This is a genomic window from Actinomadura craniellae, from assembly GCF_003289645.1.
Classification (GTDB): domain Bacteria; phylum Actinomycetota; class Actinomycetes; order Streptosporangiales; family Streptosporangiaceae; genus Actinomadura_D; species Actinomadura_D craniellae.
Genome location: NZ_QLYX01000004.1, coordinates 261,492 through 286,060, shown reverse-complemented (window position 1 = coordinate 286,060; position 24,569 = coordinate 261,492). Strand labels below are relative to the sequence as shown.

Below are 24,569 nucleotides of genomic sequence, written 5' to 3'. Positions count from 1 at the left end.
GTCGGGGCCGGATCGCGGCGGGGCCGCCCTCACTGGCGCGGGTGTGGTCTCCGCCGGTCGCGCGGCCGGCTGAGCTTAGGGGAGGGCTCGGCCGGCCGCGTCCGTCCACCTACCGGTAGTTGACGAACTGGAGGGCGACGTCGAGGTCCTTGCCCTTCAGCAGGGTCATGACCGCCTGGAGGTCGTCCTTCTTCTTGGAGCTCACCCGCAGCTCGTCGCCCTGGATCTGGGCCTTGACGCCCTTCGGCCCCTCATCCCGGACGATCTTGCCGATCTTCTTGGCGTCCTCCTGGGAGATGCCCTCCTTGAGGGCCACCCCCAGCTTGTAGATCTTGCCGGAGATGCGCGGCTCGCCGGCGTCGATGGCCTTGAGTGAGATCTTGCGTTTGACCAGCTTGTCCTTGAACACGTCGAGGACCGCGTTGGCCCGCTCCTCGCTGTTGGCCTGGACCTCGATCGCCTCGCCGGACCATTTGATCCCCGCGTCGACGTTCCTGAAGTCGAAGCGGGTGCCGATCTCCTTGGCGGCCTGGTTCAGCGCGTTGTCGACCTCTTGCCGGTCGAGCTTGCTCACGATGTCGAACGATGACTCCGAAGCCACGGGTTCAAGTCCTTCACGGGTCGTCTCGGTCAGGGTGCGCCCGGAGCGGCCCCGCCCCGGCGAACCCCCAGTCTCGCACCACGTCCCGGCGCCCTCGTCCCGATGTCACTATGGCCCCGGGAGTCCGCTATCCTTTCCGATGTCATCGCGGAAGCGGTGCCACCACGGCGGGTTGCCCGAGTGGCCAAAGGGAGCAGACTGTAAATCTGTCGGCTTAGCCTACCCAGGTTCGAACCCTGGACCCGCCACACTCTGCGAAGCGGCGTCTGACCTCGTCGAACGGGGCCCGGCGCCGCTTTCGCGTTCTCCCCGTGAGTCCCCGTGGTTCCCCCTTGATCACCGCCCTGTGGGGCACGCGTGGGGCACGGCATCCGGGGTCCGGCGCACCGCAGGGTCTTGGCGATTCGAGGGCAACCCCGACCCGTACCGCAGGGCCGGCTACGGCCCGAGGAACGGAAGCGGGGGCGGCAGCGGGAGCCCCCAACCCCAAACAGTGCCCGACCACCCACGGCGACCGTCCTGAACATCAGCTTGGGAAATCACAACCTGTGTTCGTCCTTAACCTGCGGTGGGACGGGGACGGGGGGCAGCAGCCAGGAGCTTCCAGCCCTGAATGGCGGCCGGTGGCCGGCGGTGCGCGGGGGCCGGGGGCTATGGGGCGCTTGCTTTGTGCTTGATCGGCTTGCCGGTGTGGGGCTGGATTTGTCACGGTCTGGCTTCGTTGGGTGTTTGCGGTCGGCTGCTTCGCTCGGGTGGGTGATGGTGGGGGGATGGGTGGTCGTGGGGTCCGGCCGGTGGGTTGGTTGTTGCTGTTGGTGGTCGCGGGTGGGGCGGCGGCTGCTGGGGCGTGGGTTCCTGAGAACTGGTCGTTGGGTTGGCGGGTGGTCTCGGCTGTGGGGGTTGCGGTTGCTGCGGGGGCTGCTGGTTCGTTTGTGAGTGAGGGGTTGGGTGCTCGTCGCCTTCGGCGTGCGGCGGTGGAGGCACTGGCGGGTGTCTCGGTATTGCCAGTGGGGGCGGGGGGTCCGGCGGGGTTGCTGGTGCCCTCTCGTGAGGTGGTGGACTTCGTCGGCCGCGGTGAGGAGTTGGCGGGTCTGGTCGGTTGGTGTGAGGGTGCGGCCGGTGGGCGGGTGCGGTTGGTGACGGGGCCTGGTGGGGTGGGCAAGACCCGGCTGGGGGTGGAGTTGTGTGCGCGCCTGTCACAGGTCGGGTGGCGGTGTGTGCAGGTCGCTGATGGCGGTGAGGGTTCGGCGGTCGAGGCGGTGCGGGCGGTATGGGAGGGCCGGGTTCTGCTGGTGGTGGATTACGCAGAGGTCCGTACCGGGCTGGTGGGGATGTTGCGTCAGGTCGCGGCCGATGACGGTGAGATCCGGGTGTTGTTGCTGGCCCGGAGCGCGGGTGAGTGGTGGGAACGGTTGAAGGGGGCCGAACGGGCCGTGCGGGGCCTGATGGCTGGCGCTTATGCGGGTGAGGATCTGCCGACGGTGGTGGAGGCCGATGTTACTGATGAGGAGTTGGTGAATGCCGCGGCGGTGGTGTTCGCTGCCGAGGTCGGGGTTCAGGTGATGCCGCGGGTGCTGGTGGAGGCGGGTCCGGGGCGGGCTCGGGTGCTGGATCTGCACGCGGCGGCTTTGGTGGCGGTGCTGCGGACGGCTGAGGGGGAAGCCGCCGGGCGGGCTCCGGTGCCGGAGGTGCGGGTCGGGGTCGCTGATGTGCTCGGTGAGCTGCTGGAACACGAGGAGCGTTTTTGGATCGGCACCGCCGGGCGGGCGGGCCTGCTGGAGGGGACGACCGGGGTCGGGGTCGGGACGCTGCGACGCATGGTCGCTGCGGCGTGCCTGCTAGGGGCTGTGGACGAGGCTGCCGCGGTCGCTTTAGCAAAACGTGTTCGGGAGGTGGGGGGCGCAGACCGGTTGGCGGCATGGTTGCGGGAGCTGTATCCACCCGCTGATGGGGAGTGGCTGGGGTCGCTGCAACCGGACCGTCTCGCCGAACACCACGTGATCGCCCAACTCGACGCCTCTCCCGGGCTCGCTGACCTCTTGTTGTCTGATCTGGATGACCGGCAGGTGCTGCGCGCGGTGACCCTGCTCGGCCGCGCATCAACCGACCAGCCCACCGCGACACCGCTGCTGGAACGGCTCCTACCCCTGCTGGAACGGGTCATCACCGACCTGCCCGAGGACCTGCCGTTGCTCTCGGCGATCTCCAACGCCATCCCCTACCCCTCCCTGGCTCTCGCAGAAGCCGACCTGGCCATCACCCGCCGCATCCTCGATGCCCTCGGCCCCGGCCGAACCGCTGAACACGCCCGATGGCTCACCTGGCACGGCACCACCCTCGCCCAGACAGGCCGCCCAGCTGAGACGTTGTCGGTCACTGAGGAAGCCGTCGAGACCTACCGGGAGTTGGCCGTTGCCTACCCCGACCGTTACCGCCCTGACCTCGCCGGTTCCCTGCATAACCTCGGCGTCGTGTTCTCGGAGTTGGGTCGTTCGGCTGAGGCGTTGTCGGTCACTGAGGAAGCCGTCGAGATCCGGCGGGAGTTGGCCGTTGCCTACCCCGACCGTTACCGCCCTGACCTCGCCCGTTCCCTGAACAGCCTCGGCGTCGTGTTCTCGGAGTTGGGTCGTTCGGCTGAGGCGTTGTCGGTCATCGAGGAAGCCGTCGAGATCCGGCGGGAGTTGGCCGTTGCCTACCCCGGCCGTTACCGCCCTGACCTCGCCAGTTCCCTGCATAACCTCGGCGTCAGGTTCTCGGAGTTGGGTCGTTCGGCTGAGGCGTTGTCGGTCACTGAGGAAGCCGTCGAGACCTACCGGGAGTTGGCCGTTGCCTACCCCGACCGTTACCGCCCTGACCTCGCCAGTTCCCTGCATAACCTCGGCATCTTGTTCTCGGAGTTGGGTCGTTCGGCTGAGGCGTTGTCGGTCACTGAGGAAGCCGTCGAGACCTACCGGGAGTTGGCCGTTGCCTACCCCGACCGTTACCGCCCTGACCTCGCCAATTCCCTGAACAGCCTCGGCGTCGTGTTCTCGGAGTTGGGTCGTTCGGCTGAGGCGTTGTCGGTCACTGAGGAAGCCGTCGAGATCCGGCGGGAGTTGGCCGTTGCCTACCCCGACCGTTACCGCCCTGACCTCGCCAATTCCCTGAACAGCCTCGGCGTCGTGTTCTCGGAGTTGGGTCGTTCGGCTGAGGCGTTGTCGGTCACTGAGGAAGCCGTCGAGATCCGGCGGGAGTTGGCCGTTGCCTACCCCGACCGTTACCGCCCTGACCTCGCCAGTTCCCTGCATAACCTCGGCATCTTGTTCTCGGAGTTGGGTCGTTCGGCTGAGGCGTTGTCGGTCACTGAGGAAGCCGTCGAGACCTACCGGGAGTTGGCCGTTGCCTACCCCGACCGTTACCGCCCTGACCTCGCCGGTTCCCTGAACAGCCTCGGCGTCGTGTTCTCGGAGTTGGGTCGCCTGGCTGACGCGCAGTCGGCGCATGACGAAGCGGCGGAACTACGCTCGCAGGCTGAATAAACCGTCGAAGCGGCCGGGCGGCCGGGCCGGGACCGGCCGGAACAGGCCGCATGCCCGGCTCGGACGAACCGGCCGGCGGCCCGCTTTAGCGGGGCGCCCTTGAACCCGTGAAGAAAGTTCTCATCCGGGGATCGAGAAGTTGCTGTCGTGTGCCTCATGCCGCAAGCGCTGGGCTCGGCTGGTGGCAGCATGGCCTTGTGCTTGATGATTCGATCAGACTCGCGGGGCTGGGGCCGGTTCTGCGGGAGGCCAGGCGTGTGCTGGAGTCGGGGGAGTGGGAGCCGACGCCTCAGGAAGCTCATCTGGCTCGTGAGGTCATGAAAGGGATGTGGCGGGACGCTCAGCATCCGCCGCCGCATCGCGATGAAGGACTAGAGGTCCGTCTGGGGCGGTTGTGGTCTACTGCGCCGTTGCTGCGCTTGGCTTTGGCGGTGGACCGGTCGGCTTTTGATGATCGGCTGGTCGAGTTGCTCGCTGGATACCTGGTCGTGGCCGAGTGGGCAGAGCAGATGAATCAAGAACACTCCAGTGCTGTCAGCCCTCATGGGCCACTGTCCTATGCGGACGGGCATCAGCAGTTCCTTGCCGATCGACCGGAGCTCATGGAGCAGCTGGATGGAGCAGAGCGCGCCCGACGCCTCTTTATCAGCGTGCTGCGCCGCGTCAGCGGAGTGGTGGGTTAGCTGGCGCTGCGCGTTCATCGCGGCGAGAGCGAGCCAGCAAGCAGAGAAGCCCTTGTCGAGGATTGGGCGGGATGGCTCCTGCCTGTAGGGCTTAGGGAACCCGGGTCTAGCTGGCCTGTTCCTGGTTCTGGCGGGCTTCGTGGCGTTGGCGCCATGCTGCGCAGCGGTCGACGTAGGCCGGGAGGTGCTGCGCGGTGAAGATCTCTAGCGACCAGTCCTCATCGAGGGTGTCTGCTTCGGGGTTGCAGACGTAGGCCCATCCGTGGCGGTTGTCGGTGAGGTGTAGGCGGCGCAGCTCGTACACCGGATCTTCGAACGCATCCAAGACGCGCCATTCCTCGGGGCTGAGTCCGGTGAGCAGGTAGCCGGCGGCGGTCTGTTGTCCGGGGACCAGTCCGGGGTAGACGCGTTCGGGGAGGGCGGTGACTCTCCAGCCTGGGGCTTGGGCGGGGGTGTGGGCCGGTACCCGGTCGATGAGGGCGTGGAGGACTTCAGGGAATTGGAGTGTGCCGTAGACGAACAGGGCGTCCGGGTCCACCGATAGGCGGTCCTGCGGGCCAGAGGTCCGCGAGGTCGGTAGGGGTGAGTGGGGCCCGGTATGCGGCATGGAGTACCTCCCGGATCACCCTAGCGTCGGCCTCGGCGAGAGCGGCGAACCAGTCGATACCCGCGGGGTAGGCCCACAGGTAGGACCGTAGTTCGGGGTTGGTGCTGCGGTCGGTGAGCGCATCGGCGATGGCGGCGTCGCTCCACCAAGGGATACGGCGGCGGGCGTGCTGGGCGCATTCGGTGATGGGGGCGCCGTCGTTGATGGCTAGATGGAGTTCGGCGCGGACGAGTTGGGTGTAGTGGTCGAGGCGTACCCGGGCGGTCAGGATCTCCTCGTCGGGGGTGATGAGTAGGGGCATGGCCTGGGCCAGTCCCTCCAACATCACCTGTTGGGGGGCGTGCACCGATAGCAGGCGGACCCACGGGACGTCTTGGGCGGTGGCCTGGGCGGAGAGGCTGGCGCTTTGCAACCCGTGGCCGAGTACTTCGTGTAGGGCGAACTGGCGGGCGCTGACCTTGGTGAAGCGGGAGTTACGGGTGTTGAGGCGTAGCCGCACCTGGTCGCCTGCCCCGTCCAGCCAGTACGCCCAGTAGGCGTCAACGTCGGCGTTCTCGATCTTTAGCGTGTACGGGGCGTCTGAGCCGGTGGCCTGGCGGACGGCGGGTTCGTACTCGGCGGCGGCCTGGCGGATCGCCTCGGGCGCCTCTTCTGCGTCGATCGGCCCTTCGGCCTGCTCCAATGCCGTGGCCGTGTCGGCGTCCCATCCGATGCCCAAGCCGTCCAGGGCGGTGCGGGCCTGGTCGGCGCGGTGGGTCACGTACTCCTGTGGCCATCCGGCGGTGTCGCATCCCTGGGTCGCGCGCACGTAGCCGGCCAGCGGGGCGCGTTCGCCCAGCAGGGCGCCGAGGTAGGCGATATCGGCGTCAAGCCGGACGGCGACCGGGCCGTCTGCGATGGCGCGTAGTTCGGTCAGGCGCCGGTAGACCTCCAACCGGTCGGCGGCGGGCTCGGCCTCGTCTCCGGTGGGGTGGCAGTCGAAGTCGATGACCGGTGACCCGGTGCGGCGCGTCTCGTAGGCGTTCCATGCCCGGATGATCTGCTCGGCCTCATCGCGGACGTTCACCGCGGCACGTCCCAACGCAAGGTGATGGCCTGGTTGGGGCGCAGGTATTCACGGGTGAGGGTGATCACCGCGTCTCCGTCCTCGTAGTCCCAGATCAGTCCGGCGTCGGCCGAGTGCTCTGCGCCGTCGGGGTGTTCTTCGATGGCCGAGCAGTTGAGCAGGTGGCCGGCTCCGCGCTGGCGGACGCGCATGGTGAACTGCCGGACGTGGCGTGAGATGCCCTGGCGCCAGTAGTGGTCGTCAACGAACTGCCCGTCCTCACAGGAGAAGGCTAGGACGGCCGATTCCCCTGGTTGGAGCGGCGGGGAGATCTGGCAGGCGAATTTGGCCAGGTTCGCCGTGTCGTGCAGGCGGCGGATCATCATCCGGCGCTCACAGTCGTCGGTCGGGGTGATGGCCAGCGGGCCGCGCGTGTTCTCAAACCACAACTCTCGGGACACCCGGGTCAACGGGGTGTCGCTGAGGTTCAGCAGTTCATGGCGGTTGACCAACCGGGCCCACCCGTCCGGGGCGATGTCGATATCAAGCCGGATCGACAGCTCGACGATATGGCCGCGGATGCTGTCACCCCAAGTACCCGCGGCCGGGTCGGCCGGGGCCCGGCGGGTCGCCTCGGCCGGTGCCGGGGGTTCGGGGCCGGGCTCGGCGGCCTGGCCCTCTTCCTCCTCGGCGGCGGGCTCGAACAACTGCGCGGCCGTCCAGCCGGGGAACATCTTCTCCAGCACCCGGCAGTGATCGGGGTAGGGCAGGCCCTTCAGCTCACCGGAGGTCCAGCGGTGAAGCTGGGCGCGGCTGGGGCCGGCGCCGACCAACACGGGGTCGATCTTCCGGGCGGCCTTGTCGTATTCGGCGGTGAAGGTCCGGTGGGTCTGCCAATGGCGCTCGCGCAGCAGGACTTTCAGCCGGACGGTGGTCGGGGTCTTCTCCGGGGAGTCCATCGCGGCGAACGTAACACGAGACGCGACACAGACGAGACGAAATGAGCGCAAGACGCCCGGGACGCGATACCGGCGGTAACGCGGCGTGACACCCCTTCGGAGCACTCTCGAAGTGTGACCGGCGGCGCGGTGCGGGCGGGCCCTTCGAATGGTGGAGGAAGTGGCCGTGACCCCGCGCCGCCGGTCCACAGCCGGACGAGAGGCAAGGCAGTGGAGGTGAGCATGTCGCTGGAATTGGAGTTGCTGGCCGAGTTGCGCGGGGCTCTGGTCGAACACGAGATCCGGGCCGAGATCCGCGAGGATGTGATGGCGCTGGCCGTCTTGACCGATACCCCGGACGTCTTCTTCTGGGTCTTCGTCGCCTTCAACATGCGCTACTTCTCCTGGAACCGGGGCAATCACCAGCACCCGGTCAACGACGTTGCGGGGGCGGCCCGACGGCTGGCCGACCACATCACCGGGCTACGCCTCGTGGGTGATGGCCAGTGATGAGCGAGGTGACGTCGGAAGAGGCGGCGCTGATCAAGCGGCGGAAGATCGCGATACAGACGGAGTTCCCGGACTGGCGGATCTCCCGAGAAACCTCCGGCCGGTGGAGCGCGACCCAACCTGGCTGGGGCGCCCTGTACGGGCAGAGCGCTTCGGAACTGCTGCGGCGGCTGCGCAACTACACCGGCGCGGGTGATGTCCGGTGACCGATCTCGACGGCTTCCGGGCGCTGGGCCCTGCCGAACAGCTCGCCGTCACCAAACGGGTCACGCACGCGATCGACGCGCACCTTGCCGGGGACGAGTTGCGAACGAAGGTGCTGGTGGGTGCGCTGTTCGGCGAGTTCGGGCGGCCTGGGCTCCTCGATGGTGTGGACGTGTGCGTCCGGATCATCTCGGCCGTCACGCCTGGGTCGCTGCGGGACGCGTCCGGCTGTCCCGACCTTGACCGGCTCGCCGATCCGGGCGCCGGTACCGACGAGACGCGACAGGTCGCCCGGCTGCTGGTGCGGGCCGCGCACACCCGACAGGGGGCGGGGTTGCCGCCGTTCGCTGACCCGGTCCGGCTGTTCAGGCTGCTGGATGTGCTGCTCCCGGCCGCCGCTTTGGCGACCACGTTCGATCATGCGCCCCCTGCCGGTGAACCGGGGTGTTCTCCGGCCTGGGGGACGGGTCAGCAGGTCATCGACTCCATGCGGGTCGTCCAGCTCGACCTCATGCGGGAAGTGACCAGAATCAGGAAGTGGGCGATGGGCCTGTCAGAGGAAGAGCGCGCGATCCTGCTGGAGATGCTGGCGGAGGTCTCGGCGGAACTCGATGAACTTCACGGCCGGGTGGCGGAGATCGCCGAGCGGGTCAAAGGTCCCGAGTCCGCTCGTCTAGCTCGTCCAGCCTAGAACCCAACTGCCGAAGCTGGCCCCGGATCTCCTGGAGCTGGGAGAAGAGGACTTCGAACTCCTCGCTCCGCTCCGCCGGGGCCGCTTCGGCGTTCTGGGCGTCGGGCACGGCGATGACCGTGCTTCGGGCGCCCTGCTTGGTGGTGATCAACCCCTCGTCGCGCAAGACCGCCATGGCGTTGCCGACGGTCATGCTCGCGACCCCGTACCGCTCGGCCAGTTCGCCGACCGCCGGCAGCTTCTCGCCGATCGGGTACCTGCCCGCCGCGATGTCACGGCGTAGGTCGTCGGCGATGCGCACGAACGGCTTGCGGTGGTCGGTGGGGCGACGATTTCCCATGTCAGAGAGTGTAAGCCTCCTCCTAGGTCTCTAGGTACCTGAGGAAATATTCGGTCTATCAGTTGACTTCTCTACTTTGCTAGGTATCTTTGTAGGTAGTGAAGTCAGTGTCTGAGTCTAGGAGGGCTCCATGCGCAACATCCCGGTCGACACGAACGGATTGGCGTTCGTGTGCGTGTCGGCTCCGCGTCCCAAGCTGGTCGACCAGGACACCGGAGAGGTGAAGATGGACCGTCATGGGGCGATGGTCTACCAGGTGGGCCTGTCGGTGGCCGATGAGGCGACCGGGCGGGCCGAACTGATCAACGTCAACGTCTCCGGGGACCCCGGGATCGGCCTGGGGGAGATCGTTCGCCCGGTGGGGCTGGTGGGGTTCCCCTGGGAGCAGACCCGTGACGGCCGGTTGCGGTGGGGGATCGCCTACCGGGCCGAGCGGATCGTCTCCGCCGCTGCGGCGGTCGAGTCGGGTCCGGCTTCGCCGTCGGCTGCGGCGGCCTGAGGGGCGCCCGATCATGAGTGACACGCTGGTTTACGTGCTCGGGGCCCTGGTCGCTGCGGCGGCCGGGCTCTGGGCCTGGCGTCGCCATCACCCGGCGTCGTTCTGGTACGGGGTCGGGTTCCCGGCCCGTGCGGTGTGGGTGTATCTGACGTGGTCGCATGTGGCGGGTGGGTGCAAGCTCACCCGCCGTCGTCGGGCCTGGCGGTTGACCCTGGACGCGTTGCCGGTGGTGGGTCCGGCGGCGCGGTCGGCGGCGTCGGTGGTGGAGTACAAGCGGCGGATGCGCCGGGTCGACATCGACCGCGCTCCCCGGCTGGGCCTGATCCGGCCCACTCCGATCGGGTGGCGCCTGCCGGTGCGGCTGCATGACGGGCAGATCCCGGCGGACTACGCGGCGGTGGCCGAACGGTTGGCGCACGCCTGGCGGGTGCACGCGGTGCGGGTCCTGGAGACCCGCCCGGGCCGGCTGGTCCTGGTCGCTACCCGCACGGACCCGCTGGCCGAGGTCGCTGCGGTCGCCGAGTCGGCGGACCTGCTGACCGTGCGGCCGGGCCGCCTGGAGGACGGGCGGGCGTGGGTGATGGACCTGCGGACGGTGCCGCACTGGATGATCGTGGGCGCCACACAGTCGGGGAAGTCGAACCTGGCCAACGCGATCATCGCCGGCCTGTCCCCGCAACCGGTCGCCCTGGTCGGCTTCGATCTCAAGGGCGGGGTCGAGTTCACCCCCTACGCCCCACGGCTGTCGGCGCTGGGCACCACCCGCACCGAATGCGTGGCCCTGCTCTCGGACCTGGTGGCCGAACTGGAAAACCGCATGGCCCTGTGCCGGGCCCATGGTGCCCGCAACGTCTGGACGCTCCCGGAGAGCGTGCGGCCGGTGCCGGTGGTGCTGCTGGTGGACGAGGTGGCCGAACTGTTCCTCATGGCCGACCGCACCGAAAAAGACGAGGTCACCCGGACCGGGGTCGCGCTGCTGCGGGTCGCCCAGCTCGGCCGGGCCTTCGCCGTCCACCTGATCGTCTGCGGGCAGCGCATCGGCTCCGACCTCGGCCCCGGCGTCACCGCGCTGCGCTCCCAACTCTCCGGCCGGGTGTGCCACCGGGTCAACGACCCCGAAACCGCCACGATGGCGTTGGGGGACCTGGACCCGGACGCGTTGGATGCCGCGCGGGTGATCGCGGCGGAGACTCCGGGGGTGTGCGTGGTGGCTGGCCAAGACGGCTCTTGGCACCGCGCCCGCTCGGCCTACCTCCCCGAACAAGCCGCCGAACACGCCGCGACCACCTACGCGCACCTGACCCCGCCGTGGGAGCAGGTCACCTCGACCACCACCCCGGCCGCGCTCCCTGACCGGCCGTCCTGGACCGGCGAGCAAGCCGCCTAACCTCTCTCCCTCTCTCCCTCTCTCCTTCGGCTCGGCGCGGGCCCTGCGCGCCACGTCCCTACCCGACCCATGCCCGGAACCGTTTGAGGAGTTCTCGTGAACGCCCGAGTGATCATCCTTCGTCCCCGTACTGCCCGTTCGGCCGGTCCCTCGTCCTCGTCCCCGGCCGTCCCGCCCCGTCCCCGCTCGTCCCGGCGGCGGGGGCCGGTCGACCCGGTGGCGGTGGAGTGGAGCGATGAGCGCGGCGCCTACGTCGCCTGCTGCTCCCGCTGCACCGACACGGTTCTTCCGGCCACCCTGACCGACGCGCACACCTGGGCCGAGGAACACCGGTGTGACCTGGAGTTCGTCGCGCTGCTGGATGCGGTCACCGGTAGGGGCGTGGCGTGAACCGGCGGCTGGGCTCGGCGGTGGTCGACTCCGGGCCGGTCCTGGTGCTGGCAGGGATCGCGGCGGCCGGGTCCTTCACCCACATCCGCGACACCGCTGCCGAGCACGGCCAGCACGGGTGGATGGCCTGGGCCATCGCCGTGTGCATCGACCTGACCTGCGTCATGGCGGCGCGTGAACGCCAGCGCGACAAGCGCACCGGCCGTGCTGTCCGGGCGGTGTCGTGGCCCACCTGCGTCCTGGTCGGCGGGATCCTGCTGTCCCTGGCCGCCAACCTCGCCCAAGCCCACCCGTCGGCGTGGGGGTGGGTGACGGCGGCGACTCCGGCGGTGGCGTTCCTGGTCGCGGTCTCGATGCTGGAGCGCCGTGCCTCCGGGGCCGCTCGTCCCGCGGGCCGGTCGGCCGTCCCGTCCTCATCGGGTGGGGCCGTCCCACCGTCCTTCGGCAACCCCTCCCCGCCCCCGGTCGCCTCGCCCGTTTCGTCCGCTGCCTCCTCCTCGGGGGCGGTGGCGGACGAGGCCCGGCCCGAACTCGCCCCGGCCGCCCCCACCCGGCCCCCGGCTGCCGGGGACGAGAAGCAAACCGCACTCCCACTCCCCACCGACCCAGTACCCGCCCCGGCCACTGCGGGCCCATCTTCCTCGGCGGGTCCGTCTTCGTCGGCGGGGCCGGCGGGGCCGCTGGTGGAGTTCGCCCGCCGCGTCGCCGACGAGCACCACACCCGGCACGGCAAACCGATCACCCGCGACGCCCTACGCGCCCGGCTGGGGGTCTCCAACCAGCTCGCCTCCGAACTGCTGCGCCACCTGCGCGCCACCACCGACACCGCCGCCTGATCGCTGTTGCAAGGGAGAACACCCATGACCACCCGCCACACCCACACCGTCCACACCGTTCGCCCAGACGCTCTGGCGCCGATCGTGCCCGGGGACCTGCTGGCCCGCCACCAGACCATCACCGGCCTGCGCGCCCTGGCGGACTTCCTGGAGACCCACCCGGCCGTGCCGGTGGAGGAGTACGGGCGCGACTACCCCATCTACACCGACCGTGACCACACCGAGGAAAGCGGACGCGCCGAGATCGACCGCATCGCCGCCCTGCTGGGCGCCCAGGTCATCGACGACACCGCCGACGGCGGCCACTACACCACCTCCCGCACCTTCGGCCGCATCACCTACCGCGCCGTGCACATCCCCGACCACTCCGGCGCCCGTTACGCCGCGCTGATGACCTACGCCGACAACGTCACCCCCGACACCACCCCGACCACCACCCCGGCCGCCGACACCACCCACGACCCGGCGGCCTGATGAACACCGACCGCCCCGGCCCACTCGACCCGACCCCACACGGCGGCCTGGTCGAGCGGGCCCGCCCCACCGACAACCCCGACCCGGCCGAGAACTCCAAGCCCCTCACCCCGCTCGTGCCGGTAGTCCGCGGCTGGGCGTGCGACCAGTGCGGCGGGGGCGGCCTGAACTCAGCCGGCCACACCTGCCCCGGCTGCGACGGAGCCGGCCACACCTGACCTGCTTACCTCTCGCCCGGCTTCCGACCGAACGGAGACCCCACCGATGTTCGTGCGCCGCTGCTGCTTCGCCCTCTTCTGGATCGTCCTGGCCCTGTACGTGCTGCGCCACCCCGCCGCAGCAGCCGACACCGCAACCGCCCTCGCCCACGGCCTGGGCACCCTGGCCGATGCGCTGGCGGTGTTCGCCTCCGTCTTCTGACCCGACCGCACCCGGCGGGGCTGGCCTTACCGCTCCGCCGGCGCCTCGCTCCTCCTGCTCCTGGCCCTCGTTCTGTTCCCGTCTTCGTGTCTTCTGGGAGGTCCGCCCGCCGTGCCGCACACCGCGCCCGCTGTGAGTCCGCATCGGATCACGCCGTTGGTCGCCCGGGACCTGGCCGACAAAGCCAACCGGCCCGACTTTCCCCGGTGGGCCGCTCGTGCCCGGGCGACCGGCGGGTGTGCTCAGCCGATCCACCTCAAAGGCCGGGTCGACTACCGGGACCCGGCCACGGGACAACTGCTGCACCGCTACTCCACCGCCCACGAACCCGGCGGGGTGCTGCGGGTGGCGTGCAAGACCCGGCGGGCTTCCCGCTGCCCAGCGTGCGCCGAGACCTACCGGGCCGATACCTACCAGCTCATCCGCGCCGGGTTGGCCGGCGGCAAAGGTGTTCCGGCGTCGGTGGCCGCCCATCCGGCGGCGTTCGTCACCTTGACCGCGCCGTCGTTCGGGGTGGTGCATTCGCGGCGGGAGACCCCCGGCGGGTCGGTGGCACCCTGCCACCCTCGGCGGAACGCAGTCCCGTGCCCGCATGGGCGGGTGCTTTCCTGCACCACCCGGCACGGCGCCGATGATTCCCGGCTTGGGCAGCCGTTGTGCCCGGACTGCTACGACCATGCCGGGTCCGTGCTGTTCAACGCCCTGGCCCCGGAACTGTGGCGGCGCTTCACCCTGGCCCTGCGGCGGCGTATCGCCAAAGCCGCCGGGCTGACGGTCCGCGAACTGCGCGACGTGCTCACCGTGTCGTTCGCCAAGGTCGCCGAATACCAGCGGCGCGGGGTCGTGCACTTCCACGCCGTCATCCGCCTGGACGGGCCCGACGGCCCGGCCTCGACCCCGCCTGGCTGGGCCACCTACGCACTCCTTGCCGATGCGGTCAATGAGGCGGCCGGGGTCGTCACGGTGTCGACTCCGACGGCGCCGGACCTGCCCGCCCGGTCGCTGGCCTGGGGGGATCAGGTCGACGTTCGACCCATCACCACGAGTGGGGAACTCACTGACAAGGCGGTGGCCGGCTACGTGGCTAAGTACGCCACCAAAGCCGCTGAGTGCGTCGGCACCCTGGACCGCCGTATTCGGCCCACTGACGATCCGGCCGAGTTGCCGGTGTCGGCGCACGCCCGGCGGCTGATCACCGAGTGCCTGCGCCTGGGCGCCATGGAGGAGTTGGCGGGCCTGCGGTTGGCCGAGTGGGCGCACATGCTCGGCTTCCGCGGCCACTTCTCCACCAAATCCCGCGACTACTCCACCACCCTCGGCACGTTGCGCGCCGACCGCATCGACCACAACCGGCGAGAGGCCGAGATCACTACCGGGCGGCTGCCCTTCCCCGACGAGGAACCCGTGATCGTCCTCGCTGACTGGCGCTACGTCGGACAGGGCCTCACCCCCGGTGAAGCGCTGCTGACTGCCGCGCTGACCGGCCAACCGCTACCACCACTCAGCCCTCAGCAAGGGGGCTCATCGACATGACCACCACTCGAAAGGGGCCAGCGCTGGAACGGTTCTTGACCGCTGCTGAGGCTGCGGAGCTGCTGAACACGAAAGAACGGTTTGTCCGGCGGCTGATCGAAGAACGCCGGATCGCCTTCCACCACTTCGGCCGACACGTACGCATCGCTGAGAGTGCGCTCCTGGAGTTCATCGCGGCCGGTCGGGTCGAGCCGGTCACCTTGCACGGCGGTAGGGAAAGGGCGGCGGCCTGATGGTCAAGCGGCACTTCGGGAGTGCGCGGGAACTGCCGTCCGGGCGCTGGCAGGCCCGTTACCGGGACCCTGAGGGGCGTCGGCGTACCGCGCCGATGACGTTCAAGAACAAGCGGGACGCGGTCCGCTGGCTGACCCTGAAGGAAGCGGAGATCGCACGAGGGGAGTGGCTGGATCCGGACGCAGGAAAGACCATGGTCAAGGACTGGAGCGCGCGATGGCTGGCGTCCGCGGGGCCGAGCTTGAAGCCCAAGACCCGGGCGCTGTACGCCTCGCTGATCAAGACGCAGATCGAACCGGCCTTCGGCGTTCTCCAGGTCGCCGAGGTACGGCCGATCGCGGTCAGTGAGTGGGTGGCGCGCATGGTCGGACGGGGGTTGAGCCCGTCCCGGATCCGACAGGCGTACATCGTCCTCTCGCAGATCATGACATCGGCCGTCGACAACGACCTGATCAAGGCGTCCCCGTGCAGGGGCGTGAAGCTGCCTCGGCTACCGCAGACCGAACCCCGCATCCTGACCCCCGAAGAGGTCGATCGGCTCGTGTCCAGCGCGCGGCGACCCCATGACCTCCTCGTGCAACTCCTCGCCTTCGGCGGGCTGCGGGTGGGGGAGGCGTTCGCGCTGCGCCGCGCTCACCTCGACCTGGACAACGGGCGGCTCCGGGTCGCTGAGGCCGTGGTGGAGATCGCGGGAAAGCACGTGTTCGGCTCGCCCAAGTCCCACCAGCGCAGGGAGATCACCCTTCCGGCCTTCCTGGTCGACCGGCTCCGCGCGCACCTGGCCGACCTCGACCAGGCGCCCGAGACGCTGCTGTTCACCGGCCGTACCGGCAAGGCGTTCCACTACAACTCCTGGCGCCGGTGGTACTTCGACCCGGCGGCGGAGAAGGCGGGCCTGGTCGACGTCACCCCGCATGACCTGAGGGCCACCCACGCGACCTGGGTGGCCGACCGGCACGGCGTCATGGCGGCGGCCCGCCGGCTGGGCCACTCCAACGCGAGCGTCACGACCCGCCACTACGCTCGGGCGGTGGAAGCCCGTGACGCCGAGATCGCCGATGCGCTCGACCGCAAGCCGCCGGGGGCACGGAAAGAGGGCGCGGGCGGCCCTGGGGCACGAGTGGGGCACGGCGGCGACGAGGAAGCCCAACCGACCGGAGAAACAACCGCCTGACCTGCGGCGGAGCCGGGAGCGATCAAGAATCGTCCGGACATCTGTAAATCTGTCGGCTTAGCCTACCCAGGTTCGAACCCTGGACCCGCCACACTCTGCGAAGCGGCGTCTGACCTCGTCGAACGGGGCCCGGCGCCGCTTTCGCGTTCTTCCCGTGGCCCCCCTTGATCACCGCCCGGTGAGGCACGCGTGGGGCACGGGATCCCGGGCCTGGCGCACCACGGAGCCTCGGTGTTCGAGGGCAACCTCGACCTGTACCGCAGGGCCGGCCACGGCCCGAGGAACGGAAGCGGGGCGGTCCGAATGCCACACCCCGGTCGGTGCCGCCCGGGGCGTGGCCGGGAACGCGGCCGATGGGCGCCCGCCCGCTCTCAGGCGCGCTGGCGTTCCGCTCGCTGCCGGATCAGCTCCTCGACCGCGCTCGGCAGGGTCGTCTCGAAGTCGATCAGCTTCACCCAGGTCGGGGTCACGACGATCCGGACCATGCCGTCGTGGTAGAGCGAACGCACCTCCGCCTCCCACTCGACCCGTTGCTCGGGACTCATCTCGTAGGTGCTGGTCGCCTGGAGGTACTCGTCCGGGATGTCATCGACGTAGTCCAGCTCGGCCCGGCCCCGGATGAGCAGGATCTTGGGCGGGTGCACCTCGGTGTCGATCGTCAGGGCGACCATCGGGTTCTCGCGCAGGGCCCGGAGCTTCGGAGCGTTCTTCGGAGTGCACACGACGATCTCCGAGCCGTTCCAGGCGAAGATGATCGGGATGTTGCGAGGCGTGCCGTCCATGGCGACGTAGGCCAGGCGGGTCATGTCGCGAGCCAGCAGTTCCTGACTGATCGGCCGGTTCAGAACCTCGACGATCTCGTTCGGTTGCACGGTTCCTCCTGTTGTCGTTTTCGGCCCGTACAGTGGGCCGTTCTCGCAGGTCGGCCGCGACGGGCCGTCAGCCGAGCTCCTCGGCCAGCGCGACGACGATGCCCTCGGGGCCGCGGAGGTAGCAGAGCCGGTAGCTGTCCTCGTACTGCGTCACGTCGCCGACGAGTTCGGCGCCGTGGGCGAGCAGGCGGGCGATGGCGTCGTCGATGTCGTCGACCGCGAACATGATGCGGCGGATGCCCAGCGTGTTCGCCGGGGCGTCCCTCGGCACGCCGCTGATCGGCTTCGGCGTGTGGTACTTCGCCAGCTCGATCCGCCCGTGGCCGTCCGGGGTCCGCATCATCGCGATGTCGACTCGCTGGTCGTCGAGCCCGACGAGCCGTGCCGCCCAAGGCCCCTCGACCAGCGCCCTGCCCTCCAGTTCCAGGCCCAGTTCGATGAAGAACGCGATGACGGCCTCAAGGTCGTCGACGGTGATGCCGATGTTGTCCATTCGCTGAATCGTCATGCCGGCCCTCGTTCTTTCGGGGTGCTCATTCGGTGGCTTCGGTCGGGAGATCATAGAAACGGCGGACGCTGGAGCCGACGCGGCGCAGGTCGGTTCCGTAGATGTGCAGGGAGACGGCGGTGTCGTCGCCGATGTTGCGGACGCGGTGGATGTCGCCGGGCGGGGCGAAGCCGCTGACCTCGCCGGCCCGGTTCGCCTTGCCGCCGATCTCGGTCAGTGTGGTGCCGTCCTCGGAGAGCGCGTACAGATCCTCGTGTTCCACGCCGGCCAGGACGCCGAACACGCACCAGGTCACGTGGTCGTGGACCCGGGTCAGCGCGCCGGGACGGCGGGCGCGGAACTGGCCGTGGCGGCGGGCCTGCCCGACGCCACGGACCTGCTGGCGGCCGCCACCCCGCTCGCTGAGGAGAACGCCTGGACGGCGGCCTGCCTCGCCCGGGCCCGCGGGCGCCTCCACGAGGACGGTTCCGAGCTGGCCCGCTCCATCGAGGCGTGGGAACGCCTGGACGCCCGAGCCGAACGAGCCGATACGGAAACCCTGCGAGCCCAACTCTGATGATCTTGGTCAGCGAGCCGGAACCGCACGGAGGCGGAGACCGGCGTCGGCCGGCCGGTCAGCGGGCGTCGACTGCCTCCGGTGCGGCGAGGACGGTGGCCTTGGGAAGAGGGCTGGCCTGCGAGGACTCTGCTGGAGAAGGTCAACGACGGGTGGTGTTCAAGATCGTTCGACGGGGGTCGGCGCATGATCTTGCAACGCTGCAGGTCACGGACTCATAATCGAGGCTACTGTCGCAGACCGCGACAAACCGCATCGGATTGAAACTTGTCGTCAGGGTCCTTGGGGTTGCACTTCGGCCCGTCCTGTCGTAGGTCGCGACAGGACCGCTTCGGTGCTTCTCCGGATTTGTTGTGTGGGGCGGTCGCGCGGCGGGCCGGATGCGAGTTCACCCGGCGCCGCCGCGCGGTTCCTCACGGCTGCCGCTCGTCCGGTTCGCACTCCTGGTCGGCGACGGCCTGCGGCGCGTTGCGCTCGGCGAGGGCCTGCATGACGTCGAGTGCCGGTGCGGCCTCGGCGGGTGCGGTGATCGTCACCTTCAGGTCGTCGTCGGTCTGCGCGTAGGTGAAGGTCAGGAAGGCGCAGCACTGCTGTTCGGCGTCGAACAGTTCGCGGATCCGGGCCCGTCCCGCGGTGTCGGCGCCGGCGAACGTCAGCAGCAGCCGCAGCGGTTCCCGCTCCAGGGCGGTCAGCCGGGCCGCGTACAGCGCTTCGAAGTCGGCCAGCCGGTCGATCATCTTGTCCGGCGACAGCGTGCACGTGATCGGTACGTCAGGCCCGGTCATCGTCGGCTCCTTTTCCGGCCCGGCTCGGTGGCGGGCTCATTCCGGCGGTAACCCCGTACCTGGGCACAGGGGGCGAGCTTTCACCTGGGCCGATCCCCGCTGGCGGCCCTCCGGCGCGTCCGGGCGGAGGCCACTGTGCTTGCCGGGGCATCGCGTTCCTCCCGCGCGGGCTCAGCCGGCCGGGGCGCAGCAGGGGGAGTCCGCCGTCCTGGTCAGGGTGTCGGCGTCGGCTTTGACCACGTAGACCTCCCAGGGTTCCTCGCCCGGGCCGTGCACCCAGACCTTGTCCTGGACGGCGTAGCAGCAGGCGGTGTCCTGTTCCACGGTGGTGTCGAGACCCGCGCCGGCCAGCCGGGTGGTGGCGGCGGTGACCTGGTCGCCGGTCTCGACCTCGATGCCGAGATGGTCCAGGCGGGTCGGGGCGGTGGGGTCGCCCTCGATGAGGACGAGCTTGAGCGGCGGTTCGGCGATCGCGAAGTTGGCGTAGCCGGGGCGGAGCTTGGCGGGCTCGGTGCCGAAGAGCCGGGTGTAGAAGTCGATCGAGGCTTGCAGGTCGGCGACGCGCAGGGCGAGTTGGACGCGGGACACGGCGGGCCCTCCGTACTGATTCGATGGCTGTCTAAGCAGTCCCGAGTTTGCGCTTCTATCTAGATGTCTGTCAAATTAGACCTATGTCGAATCAAGGGCTGCCGGTCGTCTCCGCGGAATGCTGCACACCGCTGGTCGCCGAACCCCTCGGCGCGGGCGAGGCGGCCGAGCTGGCGCGGGTGTTCAAAGCGCTGTCCGACCCGGTCCGGCTGCGGCTGCTGACGCTGATCGGCGCACACGCGGGTGGCCGCGAGGTCGGCCAGGGGGTGTGCGTGTGCGAGCTGACCGGGGCGTTCGAGGTGACCGCACCGACGATCTCCCACCATCTGAAGGTGCTGCGCGAGGCCGGGCTGATCGCGTCCGAACGCCGGGGGACCTGGGTGTACTACTGGCTGCTGCCCGCCACGCTGGAGCGCCTGGCCGCGCTGCTCAAGCCGGAGCCCGCCGCACTGTGACCGGGCTGCCACTGGCGCGGCGGGCTCTCGCTGAGTTCCTGGGCACCGGCCTGCTGGTGGCCGTGGTGGTCGGGTCGGGGATCATGGCCGCCGAGCTGTCGCGGGACGACGGGATCCGGCTGCTGGCCAACAGCCTGGCCACGGCCGGCGGGCTGGGCGTCCTGATCCTGCTGTTCGGGCCGGTGAGCGGCGCGCACCTCAACCCGGTGGTCTCCCTGGCGGCCTGGGCACTGGGCCGCCGGGACGGGACCGGGCTGGCGCTCGGGGAGGTCCTGGTCTACGTGCCCGTCCAGCTCGCGGGCGGGCTCGGTGGGACGGTGCTGGCGCATCTGATGTTCGCCCGGCCCGCGCTACAGACCGCCGCGCACGACCGGTCGGCGGGGCACCTGCTGCTCGGGGAACTGGTGGCCACCGCCGGGCTGGTCGCGCTGGTCTTCGCCCTGTCCCGGCAGGGGCGCGCCCATCTGGCGCCCGCCGCGGTCGGCGCCTACATCGGCGCCGCCTACTGGTTCACCTCCTCGACCAGCTTCGCCAACCCCGCCGTCACCCTCGCCCGGTCCCGCACCGACACGTTCGCCGGGATCGCGCCCGGCTCGGTGCCCGGCTTCGTTGCCGCCCAGTTCGCCGGAGCCGTGCTCGGCTGCCTGCTCGTCGCCGCCCTGTACCCGCGGGCGGCGCGGTCGGCCGCCCCGGAAACGCCGAAACGAACCGTCGGCGCGTGACCCCGCACCGATTCGCAGCAAGGAGGAACCTGGTGTCCGACATCCCCGAGGTCCTGTTCGTGTGCGTCCACAACGCGGGACGGTCCCAGATGGCCGCCGCGCTCCTGGACCACCACGCCGCCGGGCGCGTCCGCGTGCGGTCGGCCGGGTCCGCGCCTGCCGAGACCGTCAACCCGGCGGTCGTCGCCGTCATGGCGGAACTCGGCCTGGACCTGGCCAGGGAGTTCCCCAAACCGCTGACCGACGACGCCGTCCGGGCATCCGACGTCGTCGTCACCATGGGGTGCGGGGACACCTGCCCGTTCTATCCCGGTAAGCGCTACCTGAACTGGGAACTCGACGACCCCGCCGGCAGGAGCGCCGAGGAGATCCGGCCCATCCGGGACGCCATCGACGCCCACGTCCGCCGGTTGCTGGCGGAACTGCTTCCCTGACACCAGCTTCATCGTTTATCGTCGATGAACGATGAATAGGGTAGAACCGCTCGACCGGCCCACGGCCGCGGAGTACGCCTCGTGGTTCAAGGCGCTCGCCGACGCCACCAGGATCCAGATCGTCTCGCTGCTCGCCCGGCACGGCGGGGCACTGACCGTCGGAGAGATCGTCGAGGCCGTCGCGGTCGGCCAGTCGACCGTCTCCGCGCACCTCAAGGTCCTCGCCGAGGTCCGGTTCGTGCTCGTGGAACGCCGGGGCACCGCGGCCTTCTACCGGATCAACGACGCCTGTGTCGCCTGTTTCCCCACCGCCGCCGACGTCGTCATGGGCCGTCCCGTGCCCGCCCCGCCCACCTGCGAGCCCACCCCGGGAGACCAGCGATGACCGACTCCGACGCGCGCCGGGACTTGACCGTCCAGCGCTACTCCGGCCTCGCCCGGCTCGCCATAGCGGGCGGCACCCCGCTGGACGGCGAGGCCGGGTCCGGTGCGGAGGGCTGTTTCGGCCCCGCCGCCTACACCGGCGCCGAAGCGCCCGAGGCCGCGCTGCGCGCCAGCCTCGGCTGCGGCAACCCCCTCGCCGTCGCCGACCCGGCCCCCGGGGAGACCGTGCTCGACCTCGGCTCCGGCGGCGGCCTCGACGTCCTGCTGTCGGCCCGCCGCGTTGGCCCCGCCGGCCGCGTCTACGGGCTGGACGCCAGCCCCGACATGCTCGCCCTTGCCCGCGCCAACGCCGCCCAGGCCGGTGCCGCCAACGTCGAGTTCCTGCACGGCCACATCGAGGACGTCCCCCTGCCCGACGCGACGGTCGACGTCGTCATCTCCAACTGCGTCGTCAACCTGTCCACCGACAAGGCCCGCGTCCTCGCCGAGGCCCTCCGGGTCCTGCGCCCCGGCGGACGCCTCGGCATCAGCGACGTCATCGCCGATCCGGACCTCGACCCCGCCCGACGTGCCGCCGCCGAACAGCAAGTCGGCTGCGCCAACGGCACCCTCACGGCCGACGAGTACCGGCACCTCCTCACCACCACCGGTTTCACCGATATCCGGATCACCCCCACCGCCGACGCCGGCCAGGGCCTGCGCTCGGCCATCGTGCAAGCCACCAAACCCGCCCGCCCCGCGGCCCGCCGCTGACACCGATGCCGCCGCCCCTCGGCCGGGTGCCGTTCGGACCTCCTGCCGAGGTGCCCGTATGGCCGCTGAGGCCGGTGGTCGTGTTCGAGGATTAGGCCATGCTCTGTGATGTGTGCGACCACGAAATGCGGCAGGTGCCGACAGATCCGGCTCTCCAGCGGGAGCAGGTGTGGTTGTGCTCTTGGTGCTATGCGTTGACCTTTCTGGGGATCGGCCCGCAGGAGGTCTCGCGACCGACGTACGAGCCCATGCGCCTGCGCTGGGAACGGGCCACCGGTACGGGATTGCCCGCCGGTGTTTCCCATGCTTACGGGTACTTCGGCACGACTCTTTGTGGTGTCCGGCAAGATGCCGTGTCCGCCTCGCCCTACCCGTGGGTGCCGCACTGGGACGACGCCTGCCAAGCCTGCAAGGAGGCCGCGGCCGTCATCGACCGGCGTTGGCCGGTGGAGAAGCGAGGCTCGAACCACCGGGTTCAGGGCAGGCCTTCCCCGGACTCGGACTGGCCGCCCTTCTAGCGCCTGTCTCAACGTGAGGCCGGCAGCCCCCGCGGCACCACCGACGTCGGTCTCCGACCCCTTGCCCGCGTGATCGTTGAGGATGGGCGGTGCCCTGGCACCGCCCATCCTCAACGATCACCGGTGCAGGCTTTTGGGCAGGGCGGCCCGGTCCTGCGCGAGCGAACCAGCACCATCGGCACCTGGCCCACTTCGATACACGCCTTGGAACCGGCGCGATGGCGTGAGCCGCTTCCGGCAGTTCACGGTGCGGTGTCGGTTCGCCGGCGTCAGGGCCTGGCCAGTGGATCGCCGTGCTTGAGCCGGGTGATCAGGGTTGCGAAGGCGGAGGCGGGGAGGGTGAGCGTGGGGCCGCCGGGGTCTTTGCTGTCGCGGATGGCGATGGCCGTGGTGAGGTTGGCGACTTCGATGCAGTTGCCGTTTCCGCCGCTGCGGCTGCTCTTGCGCCATGCCGCGCTTGACAGTTCCGGGATGTGCATCTTGTGGCCCTCTCGTTAAGGAGGCCGCGGCTGTCATCGACCGGCGCTGGCCGTTGGAGATACGGAGCCGGAAACTGGGCCAGGGCACACCTCCTCCGACTCGGACTGGCCGCCCTTTTAAGGCATGTCTCAAAGTGAGGCCAGAAGCCTCCCCGAGGCATCGGTACCGGCCGCGCCCCCTCTCGGGGAAGGATCATTGTGCGGTGCCGGTTCGCCGTCGTTAGGGCCTGGCCAGTGGATCGTTGTGCTTGAGCCGGGTGATCAGGGTTGCGAAGGCGGGGGCGGGGAGGGTGAGCGTGGGGCCGTCGGGGTCTTTGCTGTCGCGGATGGCGATGGCCTTGGTCAGGTCGGCGACTTCGACGCAGGCGCCGTTTCCGCTGCTGCGGGTGCTTTTACGCCATACAGCATCAGGCAGGTCGGAGATGTGCATTCTGTGCCCCTTTCACTCAGGCATCCCTGGCCAGGGTGGCAAGGATCTTGTGCGTGGCTGCCGGACTGGAGGCGATGGCCCGGAGGTGCTCAAAAGCTCTGATGTAACGCGCGATACTGGGAGCATCATCCACGAACAAGTCTCCAGCAAGGCCATCGATATAGACGATATCGGGCGCGATGGCCCCCTCGAACTTGAGGATGATGAACTCTCCGAGCATCGCCGGGTGGGGCCCTGCCTCGAAGGGGAGTACCTGGAGCGTCACCTCCGGCCGGTCCATGGATTCCCGGAGATGGGCGATCTGCGCATTCATGGCTTGGGGGCTGCCTACCTGACGTCGAAGCGCGGCCTCGTCCACGATGGCCCAAAGTCGCAGAGGGTTTTCCCTGTCCAGAATCGTTTGCCGTCGCATGCGAGCTTCGACTCGTTGTTCCACCTCTTCTGAGGTGATCTCCGGGAGAAGGCCTCTGATGACGGCGCGGGCGTAGTCCTCGGTTTGAAGCAGCCCTGGGACGAGGGTTGCTCCGAAGGTCAGGGATGTGTGGGCTTCGGACTCGAATGAGATGTAGGTGCTGTACCGCTCGGGCAGGTCCGCGGGGTAGGACAGGAGCCAGTTCCGCTGTCCGGACTCGCGGAACAGGAGCGTCAGCGCGTCCCGCCTGTCCTGGTCGACCTCGTACAGGTCCAGCAGCGTCTTGAGCGTCCTGGCCTGGGGGCGGGACCTCGCCACCTCGATGCGGTAGAGGGTCGCCGGGTTGATGCCCGAGCGCTCGTTGACGTCGTCCCTGCTCAGGCCCGCGTGCTGGCGGAGTGCGAGTAGTTCGCCCGCCAGCCTGCGCAGGCGTGCCGTGGGTGGACGGGTCTGCTTCGCCATCTGCTCTCCTCGGAGGGGATCACCGGCTGCCCAGAGAAAATCCTACTAGTGATTTGCAATCCTTGTGTTTCACTAGCGGGTTGATGCAGCCCTGTGTAAGTATCCGGGAGTAGTGGCGCGGTTACGA

34 protein-coding genes and 1 tRNA gene are annotated in these 24,569 nt (G+C 69.6%); 22 read left to right on the top strand and 13 right to left on the bottom strand.

Annotated features, from left to right (window positions below):
• Nucleotides 1-109 precede the first annotated feature (109 nt).
• Nucleotides 110-601 (bottom strand): YajQ family cyclic di-GMP-binding protein, encoded by a 492-nt coding sequence (locus DPM19_RS10920; protein ID WP_111865734.1) that lies wholly within the window; start codon nt 599-601, stop codon nt 110-112.
• A 166-nt stretch (nt 602-767) separates the two neighbouring features.
• On the opposite strand from DPM19_RS10920, the gene DPM19_RS10915 reads away from it, so the two are divergent.
• The 3 genes from DPM19_RS10915 to DPM19_RS34810 all read left to right on the top strand — a co-directional run bounded on the left by DPM19_RS10915 (nt 768) and on the right by DPM19_RS34810 (nt 4,802).
• A tRNA-Tyr gene (locus DPM19_RS10915) sits at nt 768-849 on the top strand.
• An 807-nt stretch (nt 850-1,656) separates the two neighbouring features.
• Complete coding sequence (locus DPM19_RS10910) at nt 1,657-4,119, top strand: tetratricopeptide repeat protein (protein WP_146778811.1); 2,463 nt, start codon at nt 1,657-1,659, stop codon at nt 4,117-4,119.
• Between the two features lie 197 nt (nt 4,120-4,316).
• A complete protein-coding gene (locus DPM19_RS34810) occupies nt 4,317-4,802 on the top strand; it encodes a hypothetical protein (RefSeq protein WP_146778810.1) in 486 nt (161 codons plus the stop codon).
• Nucleotides 4,803-4,908: 106 nt separating this feature from the next.
• Here DPM19_RS34810 and DPM19_RS10900 read toward each other — a convergent pair whose 3' ends face one another.
• From DPM19_RS10900 to DPM19_RS10890, 3 genes are read right to left on the bottom strand one after another with little or no spacing between them, the layout of a single operon-like run.
• The gene (locus DPM19_RS10900) at nt 4,909-5,340 is read right to left on the bottom strand and encodes a gamma-glutamylcyclotransferase family protein (RefSeq protein ID WP_233510031.1); all 432 of its coding nucleotides are present in this window, start codon (nt 5,338-5,340) and stop codon (nt 4,909-4,911) included.
• Nucleotides 5,294-6,475: a hypothetical protein gene (locus tag DPM19_RS10895; RefSeq protein ID WP_146778809.1), complete on the bottom strand. Its 1,182-nt coding sequence runs from the start codon at nt 6,473-6,475 to the stop codon at nt 5,294-5,296. Before DPM19_RS10895 ends, DPM19_RS10900 begins: the two co-directional genes overlap by 47 nt.
• On the bottom strand, nt 6,472-7,413 hold the full coding sequence (locus DPM19_RS10890) for an XRE family transcriptional regulator (protein ID WP_111865723.1): 942 nt from the start codon (nt 7,411-7,413) through the stop codon (nt 6,472-6,474). Before DPM19_RS10890 ends, DPM19_RS10895 begins: the two co-directional genes overlap by 4 nt.
• Nucleotides 7,414-7,635: 222 nt before the next feature.
• Between DPM19_RS10890 and DPM19_RS10885 the strand changes: the two genes are divergently transcribed.
• From DPM19_RS10885 to DPM19_RS10875, 3 genes are read left to right on the top strand one after another with little or no spacing between them, the layout of a single operon-like run.
• Entirely contained in the window at nt 7,636-7,902 is a 267-nt protein-coding gene (locus DPM19_RS10885; protein ID WP_146778808.1) for a hypothetical protein, read from the top strand.
• Nucleotides 7,902-8,108, top strand: a complete 207-nt coding sequence (locus DPM19_RS10880; protein WP_111865718.1) for a hypothetical protein — start codon at nt 7,902-7,904, stop codon at nt 8,106-8,108. Before DPM19_RS10885 ends, DPM19_RS10880 begins: the two co-directional genes overlap by 1 nt.
• A complete protein-coding gene (locus DPM19_RS10875) occupies nt 8,105-8,797 on the top strand; it encodes a hypothetical protein (protein ID WP_111865716.1) in 693 nt (230 codons plus the stop codon). The genes DPM19_RS10880 and DPM19_RS10875 overlap by 4 nt, the downstream gene beginning before the upstream one ends.
• Here DPM19_RS10875 and DPM19_RS10870 read toward each other — a convergent pair.
• Nucleotides 8,757-9,137 carry a GntR family transcriptional regulator gene (locus DPM19_RS10870; RefSeq protein WP_111865713.1) on the bottom strand — a complete coding sequence of 127 codons (381 nt, stop codon included), beginning with the start codon at nt 9,135-9,137 and terminating at the stop codon, nt 8,757-8,759. The two genes, DPM19_RS10875 and DPM19_RS10870, sit on opposite strands and share 41 nt — an antisense overlap.
• A 130-nt stretch (nt 9,138-9,267) precedes the next feature.
• Here DPM19_RS10870 and DPM19_RS10865 point away from each other — a divergent pair, with 130 nt between their 5' ends.
• From DPM19_RS10865 to DPM19_RS10830, 10 genes are all read left to right on the top strand, one after another.
• Nucleotides 9,268-9,636, top strand: coding sequence for an SCO3933 family regulatory protein (locus tag DPM19_RS10865; protein WP_111865710.1), 369 nt, complete (start codon nt 9,268-9,270; stop codon nt 9,634-9,636).
• Between the two features lie 13 nt (nt 9,637-9,649).
• On the top strand, nt 9,650-11,023 hold the full coding sequence (locus DPM19_RS10860) for an FtsK/SpoIIIE domain-containing protein (RefSeq protein ID WP_111865708.1): 1,374 nt from the start codon (nt 9,650-9,652) through the stop codon (nt 11,021-11,023).
• Between the two features lie 96 nt (nt 11,024-11,119).
• On the top strand, nt 11,120-11,413 hold the full coding sequence (locus tag DPM19_RS34805; protein WP_146778807.1) for a hypothetical protein: 294 nt from the start codon (nt 11,120-11,122) through the stop codon (nt 11,411-11,413).
• Entirely contained in the window at nt 11,410-12,249 is an 840-nt protein-coding gene (locus DPM19_RS10855; protein WP_111865705.1) for a DUF2637 domain-containing protein, read from the top strand. Before DPM19_RS34805 ends, DPM19_RS10855 begins: the two co-directional genes overlap by 4 nt.
• 24 nt (nt 12,250-12,273) lie before the next feature.
• Entirely contained in the window at nt 12,274-12,723 is a 450-nt protein-coding gene (locus tag DPM19_RS10850) for a hypothetical protein (RefSeq protein ID WP_111865703.1), read from the top strand.
• Complete coding sequence (locus DPM19_RS10845) at nt 12,723-12,941, top strand: hypothetical protein (protein ID WP_111865702.1); 219 nt, start codon at nt 12,723-12,725, stop codon at nt 12,939-12,941. The genes DPM19_RS10850 and DPM19_RS10845 overlap by 1 nt, the downstream gene beginning before the upstream one ends.
• A 46-nt stretch (nt 12,942-12,987) precedes the next feature.
• Entirely contained in the window at nt 12,988-13,143 is a 156-nt protein-coding gene (locus tag DPM19_RS35670; protein WP_199484981.1) for a hypothetical protein, read from the top strand.
• Nucleotides 13,144-13,299: 156 nt separating this feature from the next.
• Nucleotides 13,300-14,676 (top strand): replication initiator, encoded by a 1,377-nt coding sequence (locus DPM19_RS10840; protein ID WP_233510030.1) that lies wholly within the window; start codon nt 13,300-13,302, stop codon nt 14,674-14,676.
• On the top strand, nt 14,673-14,909 hold the full coding sequence (locus tag DPM19_RS10835; protein WP_111865700.1) for a helix-turn-helix domain-containing protein: 237 nt from the start codon (nt 14,673-14,675) through the stop codon (nt 14,907-14,909). Before DPM19_RS10840 ends, DPM19_RS10835 begins: the two co-directional genes overlap by 4 nt.
• Nucleotides 14,909-16,084 (top strand): tyrosine-type recombinase/integrase, encoded by a 1,176-nt coding sequence (locus DPM19_RS10830; RefSeq protein WP_111865698.1) that lies wholly within the window; start codon nt 14,909-14,911, stop codon nt 16,082-16,084. The genes DPM19_RS10835 and DPM19_RS10830 overlap by 1 nt, the downstream gene beginning before the upstream one ends.
• A gap of 371 nt (nt 16,085-16,455) precedes the next feature.
• Here the strand turns inward: DPM19_RS10830 and DPM19_RS10825 are convergent, their stop codons facing one another.
• The 3 genes from DPM19_RS10825 to DPM19_RS36205 form a co-directional block, all read right to left on the bottom strand.
• Nucleotides 16,456-16,956, bottom strand: a complete 501-nt coding sequence (locus DPM19_RS10825; protein ID WP_111865696.1) for a pyridoxamine 5'-phosphate oxidase family protein — start codon at nt 16,954-16,956, stop codon at nt 16,456-16,458.
• 67 nt (nt 16,957-17,023) lie between these two features.
• Nucleotides 17,024-17,464 (bottom strand): VOC family protein, encoded by a 441-nt coding sequence (locus DPM19_RS10820; RefSeq protein ID WP_111865693.1) that lies wholly within the window; start codon nt 17,462-17,464, stop codon nt 17,024-17,026.
• Between the two features lie 25 nt (nt 17,465-17,489).
• Nucleotides 17,490-17,759: a cysteine dioxygenase family protein gene (locus DPM19_RS36205; protein ID WP_233510029.1), complete on the bottom strand. Its 270-nt coding sequence runs from the start codon at nt 17,757-17,759 to the stop codon at nt 17,490-17,492.
• 6 nt (nt 17,760-17,765) lie between these two features.
• Between DPM19_RS36205 and DPM19_RS36200 the strand changes: the two genes are divergently transcribed.
• On the top strand, nt 17,766-18,020 hold the full coding sequence (locus DPM19_RS36200; RefSeq protein WP_233510028.1) for a hypothetical protein: 255 nt from the start codon (nt 17,766-17,768) through the stop codon (nt 18,018-18,020).
• A gap of 413 nt (nt 18,021-18,433) precedes the next feature.
• On the opposite strand, the gene DPM19_RS10810 is transcribed toward DPM19_RS36200, so the two are convergent.
• Together DPM19_RS10810 and DPM19_RS10805 are read right to left on the bottom strand one after the other, a co-directional pair.
• The gene (locus tag DPM19_RS10810; RefSeq protein ID WP_111865688.1) at nt 18,434-18,805 is read right to left on the bottom strand and encodes a hypothetical protein; all 372 of its coding nucleotides are present in this window, start codon (nt 18,803-18,805) and stop codon (nt 18,434-18,436) included.
• A gap of 171 nt (nt 18,806-18,976) precedes the next feature.
• A complete protein-coding gene (locus tag DPM19_RS10805) occupies nt 18,977-19,393 on the bottom strand; it encodes an ArsI/CadI family heavy metal resistance metalloenzyme (RefSeq protein WP_111865686.1) in 417 nt (138 codons plus the stop codon).
• An 83-nt stretch (nt 19,394-19,476) separates the two neighbouring features.
• Between DPM19_RS10805 and DPM19_RS34800 the strand changes: the two genes are divergently transcribed.
• The 5 genes from DPM19_RS34800 to DPM19_RS10785 are packed head-to-tail and all read left to right on the top strand — an operon-like array spanning nt 19,477 to nt 22,141.
• Complete coding sequence (locus DPM19_RS34800) at nt 19,477-19,848, top strand: ArsR/SmtB family transcription factor (protein WP_146778806.1); 372 nt, start codon at nt 19,477-19,479, stop codon at nt 19,846-19,848.
• Nucleotides 19,845-20,570 carry an aquaporin gene (locus DPM19_RS10800; protein ID WP_199484979.1) on the top strand — a complete coding sequence of 242 codons (726 nt, stop codon included), beginning with the start codon at nt 19,845-19,847 and terminating at the stop codon, nt 20,568-20,570. Before DPM19_RS34800 ends, DPM19_RS10800 begins: the two co-directional genes overlap by 4 nt.
• A gap of 32 nt (nt 20,571-20,602) precedes the next feature.
• Entirely contained in the window at nt 20,603-21,004 is a 402-nt protein-coding gene (locus DPM19_RS10795; protein ID WP_111865681.1) for an arsenate reductase ArsC, read from the top strand.
• A gap of 31 nt (nt 21,005-21,035) precedes the next feature.
• Nucleotides 21,036-21,389, top strand: a complete 354-nt coding sequence (locus DPM19_RS10790) for an ArsR/SmtB family transcription factor (protein ID WP_111865679.1) — start codon at nt 21,036-21,038, stop codon at nt 21,387-21,389.
• Nucleotides 21,386-22,141, top strand: coding sequence for a methyltransferase domain-containing protein (locus tag DPM19_RS10785; RefSeq protein ID WP_111865676.1), 756 nt, complete (start codon nt 21,386-21,388; stop codon nt 22,139-22,141). Before DPM19_RS10790 ends, DPM19_RS10785 begins: the two co-directional genes overlap by 4 nt.
• Nucleotides 22,142-22,928: 787 nt before the next feature.
• Here the strand turns inward: DPM19_RS10785 and DPM19_RS10775 are convergent.
• The 3 genes from DPM19_RS10775 to DPM19_RS10765 form a co-directional block, all read right to left on the bottom strand.
• Nucleotides 22,929-23,138, bottom strand: a complete 210-nt coding sequence (locus DPM19_RS10775) for a DUF397 domain-containing protein (protein WP_111865673.1) — start codon at nt 23,136-23,138, stop codon at nt 22,929-22,931.
• A gap of 220 nt (nt 23,139-23,358) precedes the next feature.
• Nucleotides 23,359-23,568, bottom strand: coding sequence for a DUF397 domain-containing protein (locus tag DPM19_RS10770; protein ID WP_199484978.1), 210 nt, complete (start codon nt 23,566-23,568; stop codon nt 23,359-23,361).
• Nucleotides 23,569-23,584: 16 nt separating this feature from the next.
• Entirely contained in the window at nt 23,585-24,442 is an 858-nt protein-coding gene (locus tag DPM19_RS10765; protein WP_111865670.1) for a helix-turn-helix domain-containing protein, read from the bottom strand.
• Nucleotides 24,443-24,569 lie beyond the last annotated feature (127 nt).

Coding starts and splice junctions, on each gene's coding strand:
- DPM19_RS10890 (WP_111865723.1), bottom strand. CDS start 7,413: ATGGACTCCCCGGAGAAGACCCCGACCACCGTCCGGCTGAAAGTCCTG.
- DPM19_RS10885 (WP_146778808.1), top strand. CDS start 7,636: ATGTCGCTGGAATTGGAGTTGCTGGCCGAGTTGCGCGGGGCTCTGGTC.
- DPM19_RS10880 (WP_111865718.1), top strand. CDS start 7,902: ATGAGCGAGGTGACGTCGGAAGAGGCGGCGCTGATCAAGCGGCGGAAG.
- DPM19_RS10870 (WP_111865713.1), bottom strand. CDS start 9,137: ATGGGAAATCGTCGCCCCACCGACCACCGCAAGCCGTTCGTGCGCATC.
- DPM19_RS10865 (WP_111865710.1), top strand. CDS start 9,268: ATGCGCAACATCCCGGTCGACACGAACGGATTGGCGTTCGTGTGCGTG.
- DPM19_RS10860 (WP_111865708.1), top strand. CDS start 9,650: ATGAGTGACACGCTGGTTTACGTGCTCGGGGCCCTGGTCGCTGCGGCG.
- DPM19_RS10850 (WP_111865703.1), top strand. CDS start 12,274: ATGACCACCCGCCACACCCACACCGTCCACACCGTTCGCCCAGACGCT.
- DPM19_RS10845 (WP_111865702.1), top strand. CDS start 12,723: ATGAACACCGACCGCCCCGGCCCACTCGACCCGACCCCACACGGCGGC.
- DPM19_RS35670 (WP_199484981.1), top strand. CDS start 12,988: ATGTTCGTGCGCCGCTGCTGCTTCGCCCTCTTCTGGATCGTCCTGGCC.
- DPM19_RS10835 (WP_111865700.1), top strand. CDS start 14,673: ATGACCACCACTCGAAAGGGGCCAGCGCTGGAACGGTTCTTGACCGCT.
- DPM19_RS10830 (WP_111865698.1), top strand. CDS start 14,909: ATGGTCAAGCGGCACTTCGGGAGTGCGCGGGAACTGCCGTCCGGGCGC.
- DPM19_RS10820 (WP_111865693.1), bottom strand. CDS start 17,464: ATGACGATTCAGCGAATGGACAACATCGGCATCACCGTCGACGACCTT.
- DPM19_RS10810 (WP_111865688.1), bottom strand. CDS start 18,805: ATGACCGGGCCTGACGTACCGATCACGTGCACGCTGTCGCCGGACAAG.
- DPM19_RS34800 (WP_146778806.1), top strand. CDS start 19,477: ATGTCGAATCAAGGGCTGCCGGTCGTCTCCGCGGAATGCTGCACACCG.
- DPM19_RS10790 (WP_111865679.1), top strand. CDS start 21,036: ATGAATAGGGTAGAACCGCTCGACCGGCCCACGGCCGCGGAGTACGCC.
- DPM19_RS10785 (WP_111865676.1), top strand. CDS start 21,386: ATGACCGACTCCGACGCGCGCCGGGACTTGACCGTCCAGCGCTACTCC.
- DPM19_RS10775 (WP_111865673.1), bottom strand. CDS start 23,138: ATGCACATCCCGGAACTGTCAAGCGCGGCATGGCGCAAGAGCAGCCGC.
- DPM19_RS10770 (WP_199484978.1), bottom strand. CDS start 23,568: ATGCACATCTCCGACCTGCCTGATGCTGTATGGCGTAAAAGCACCCGC.
- DPM19_RS10765 (WP_111865670.1), bottom strand. CDS start 24,442: ATGGCGAAGCAGACCCGTCCACCCACGGCACGCCTGCGCAGGCTGGCG.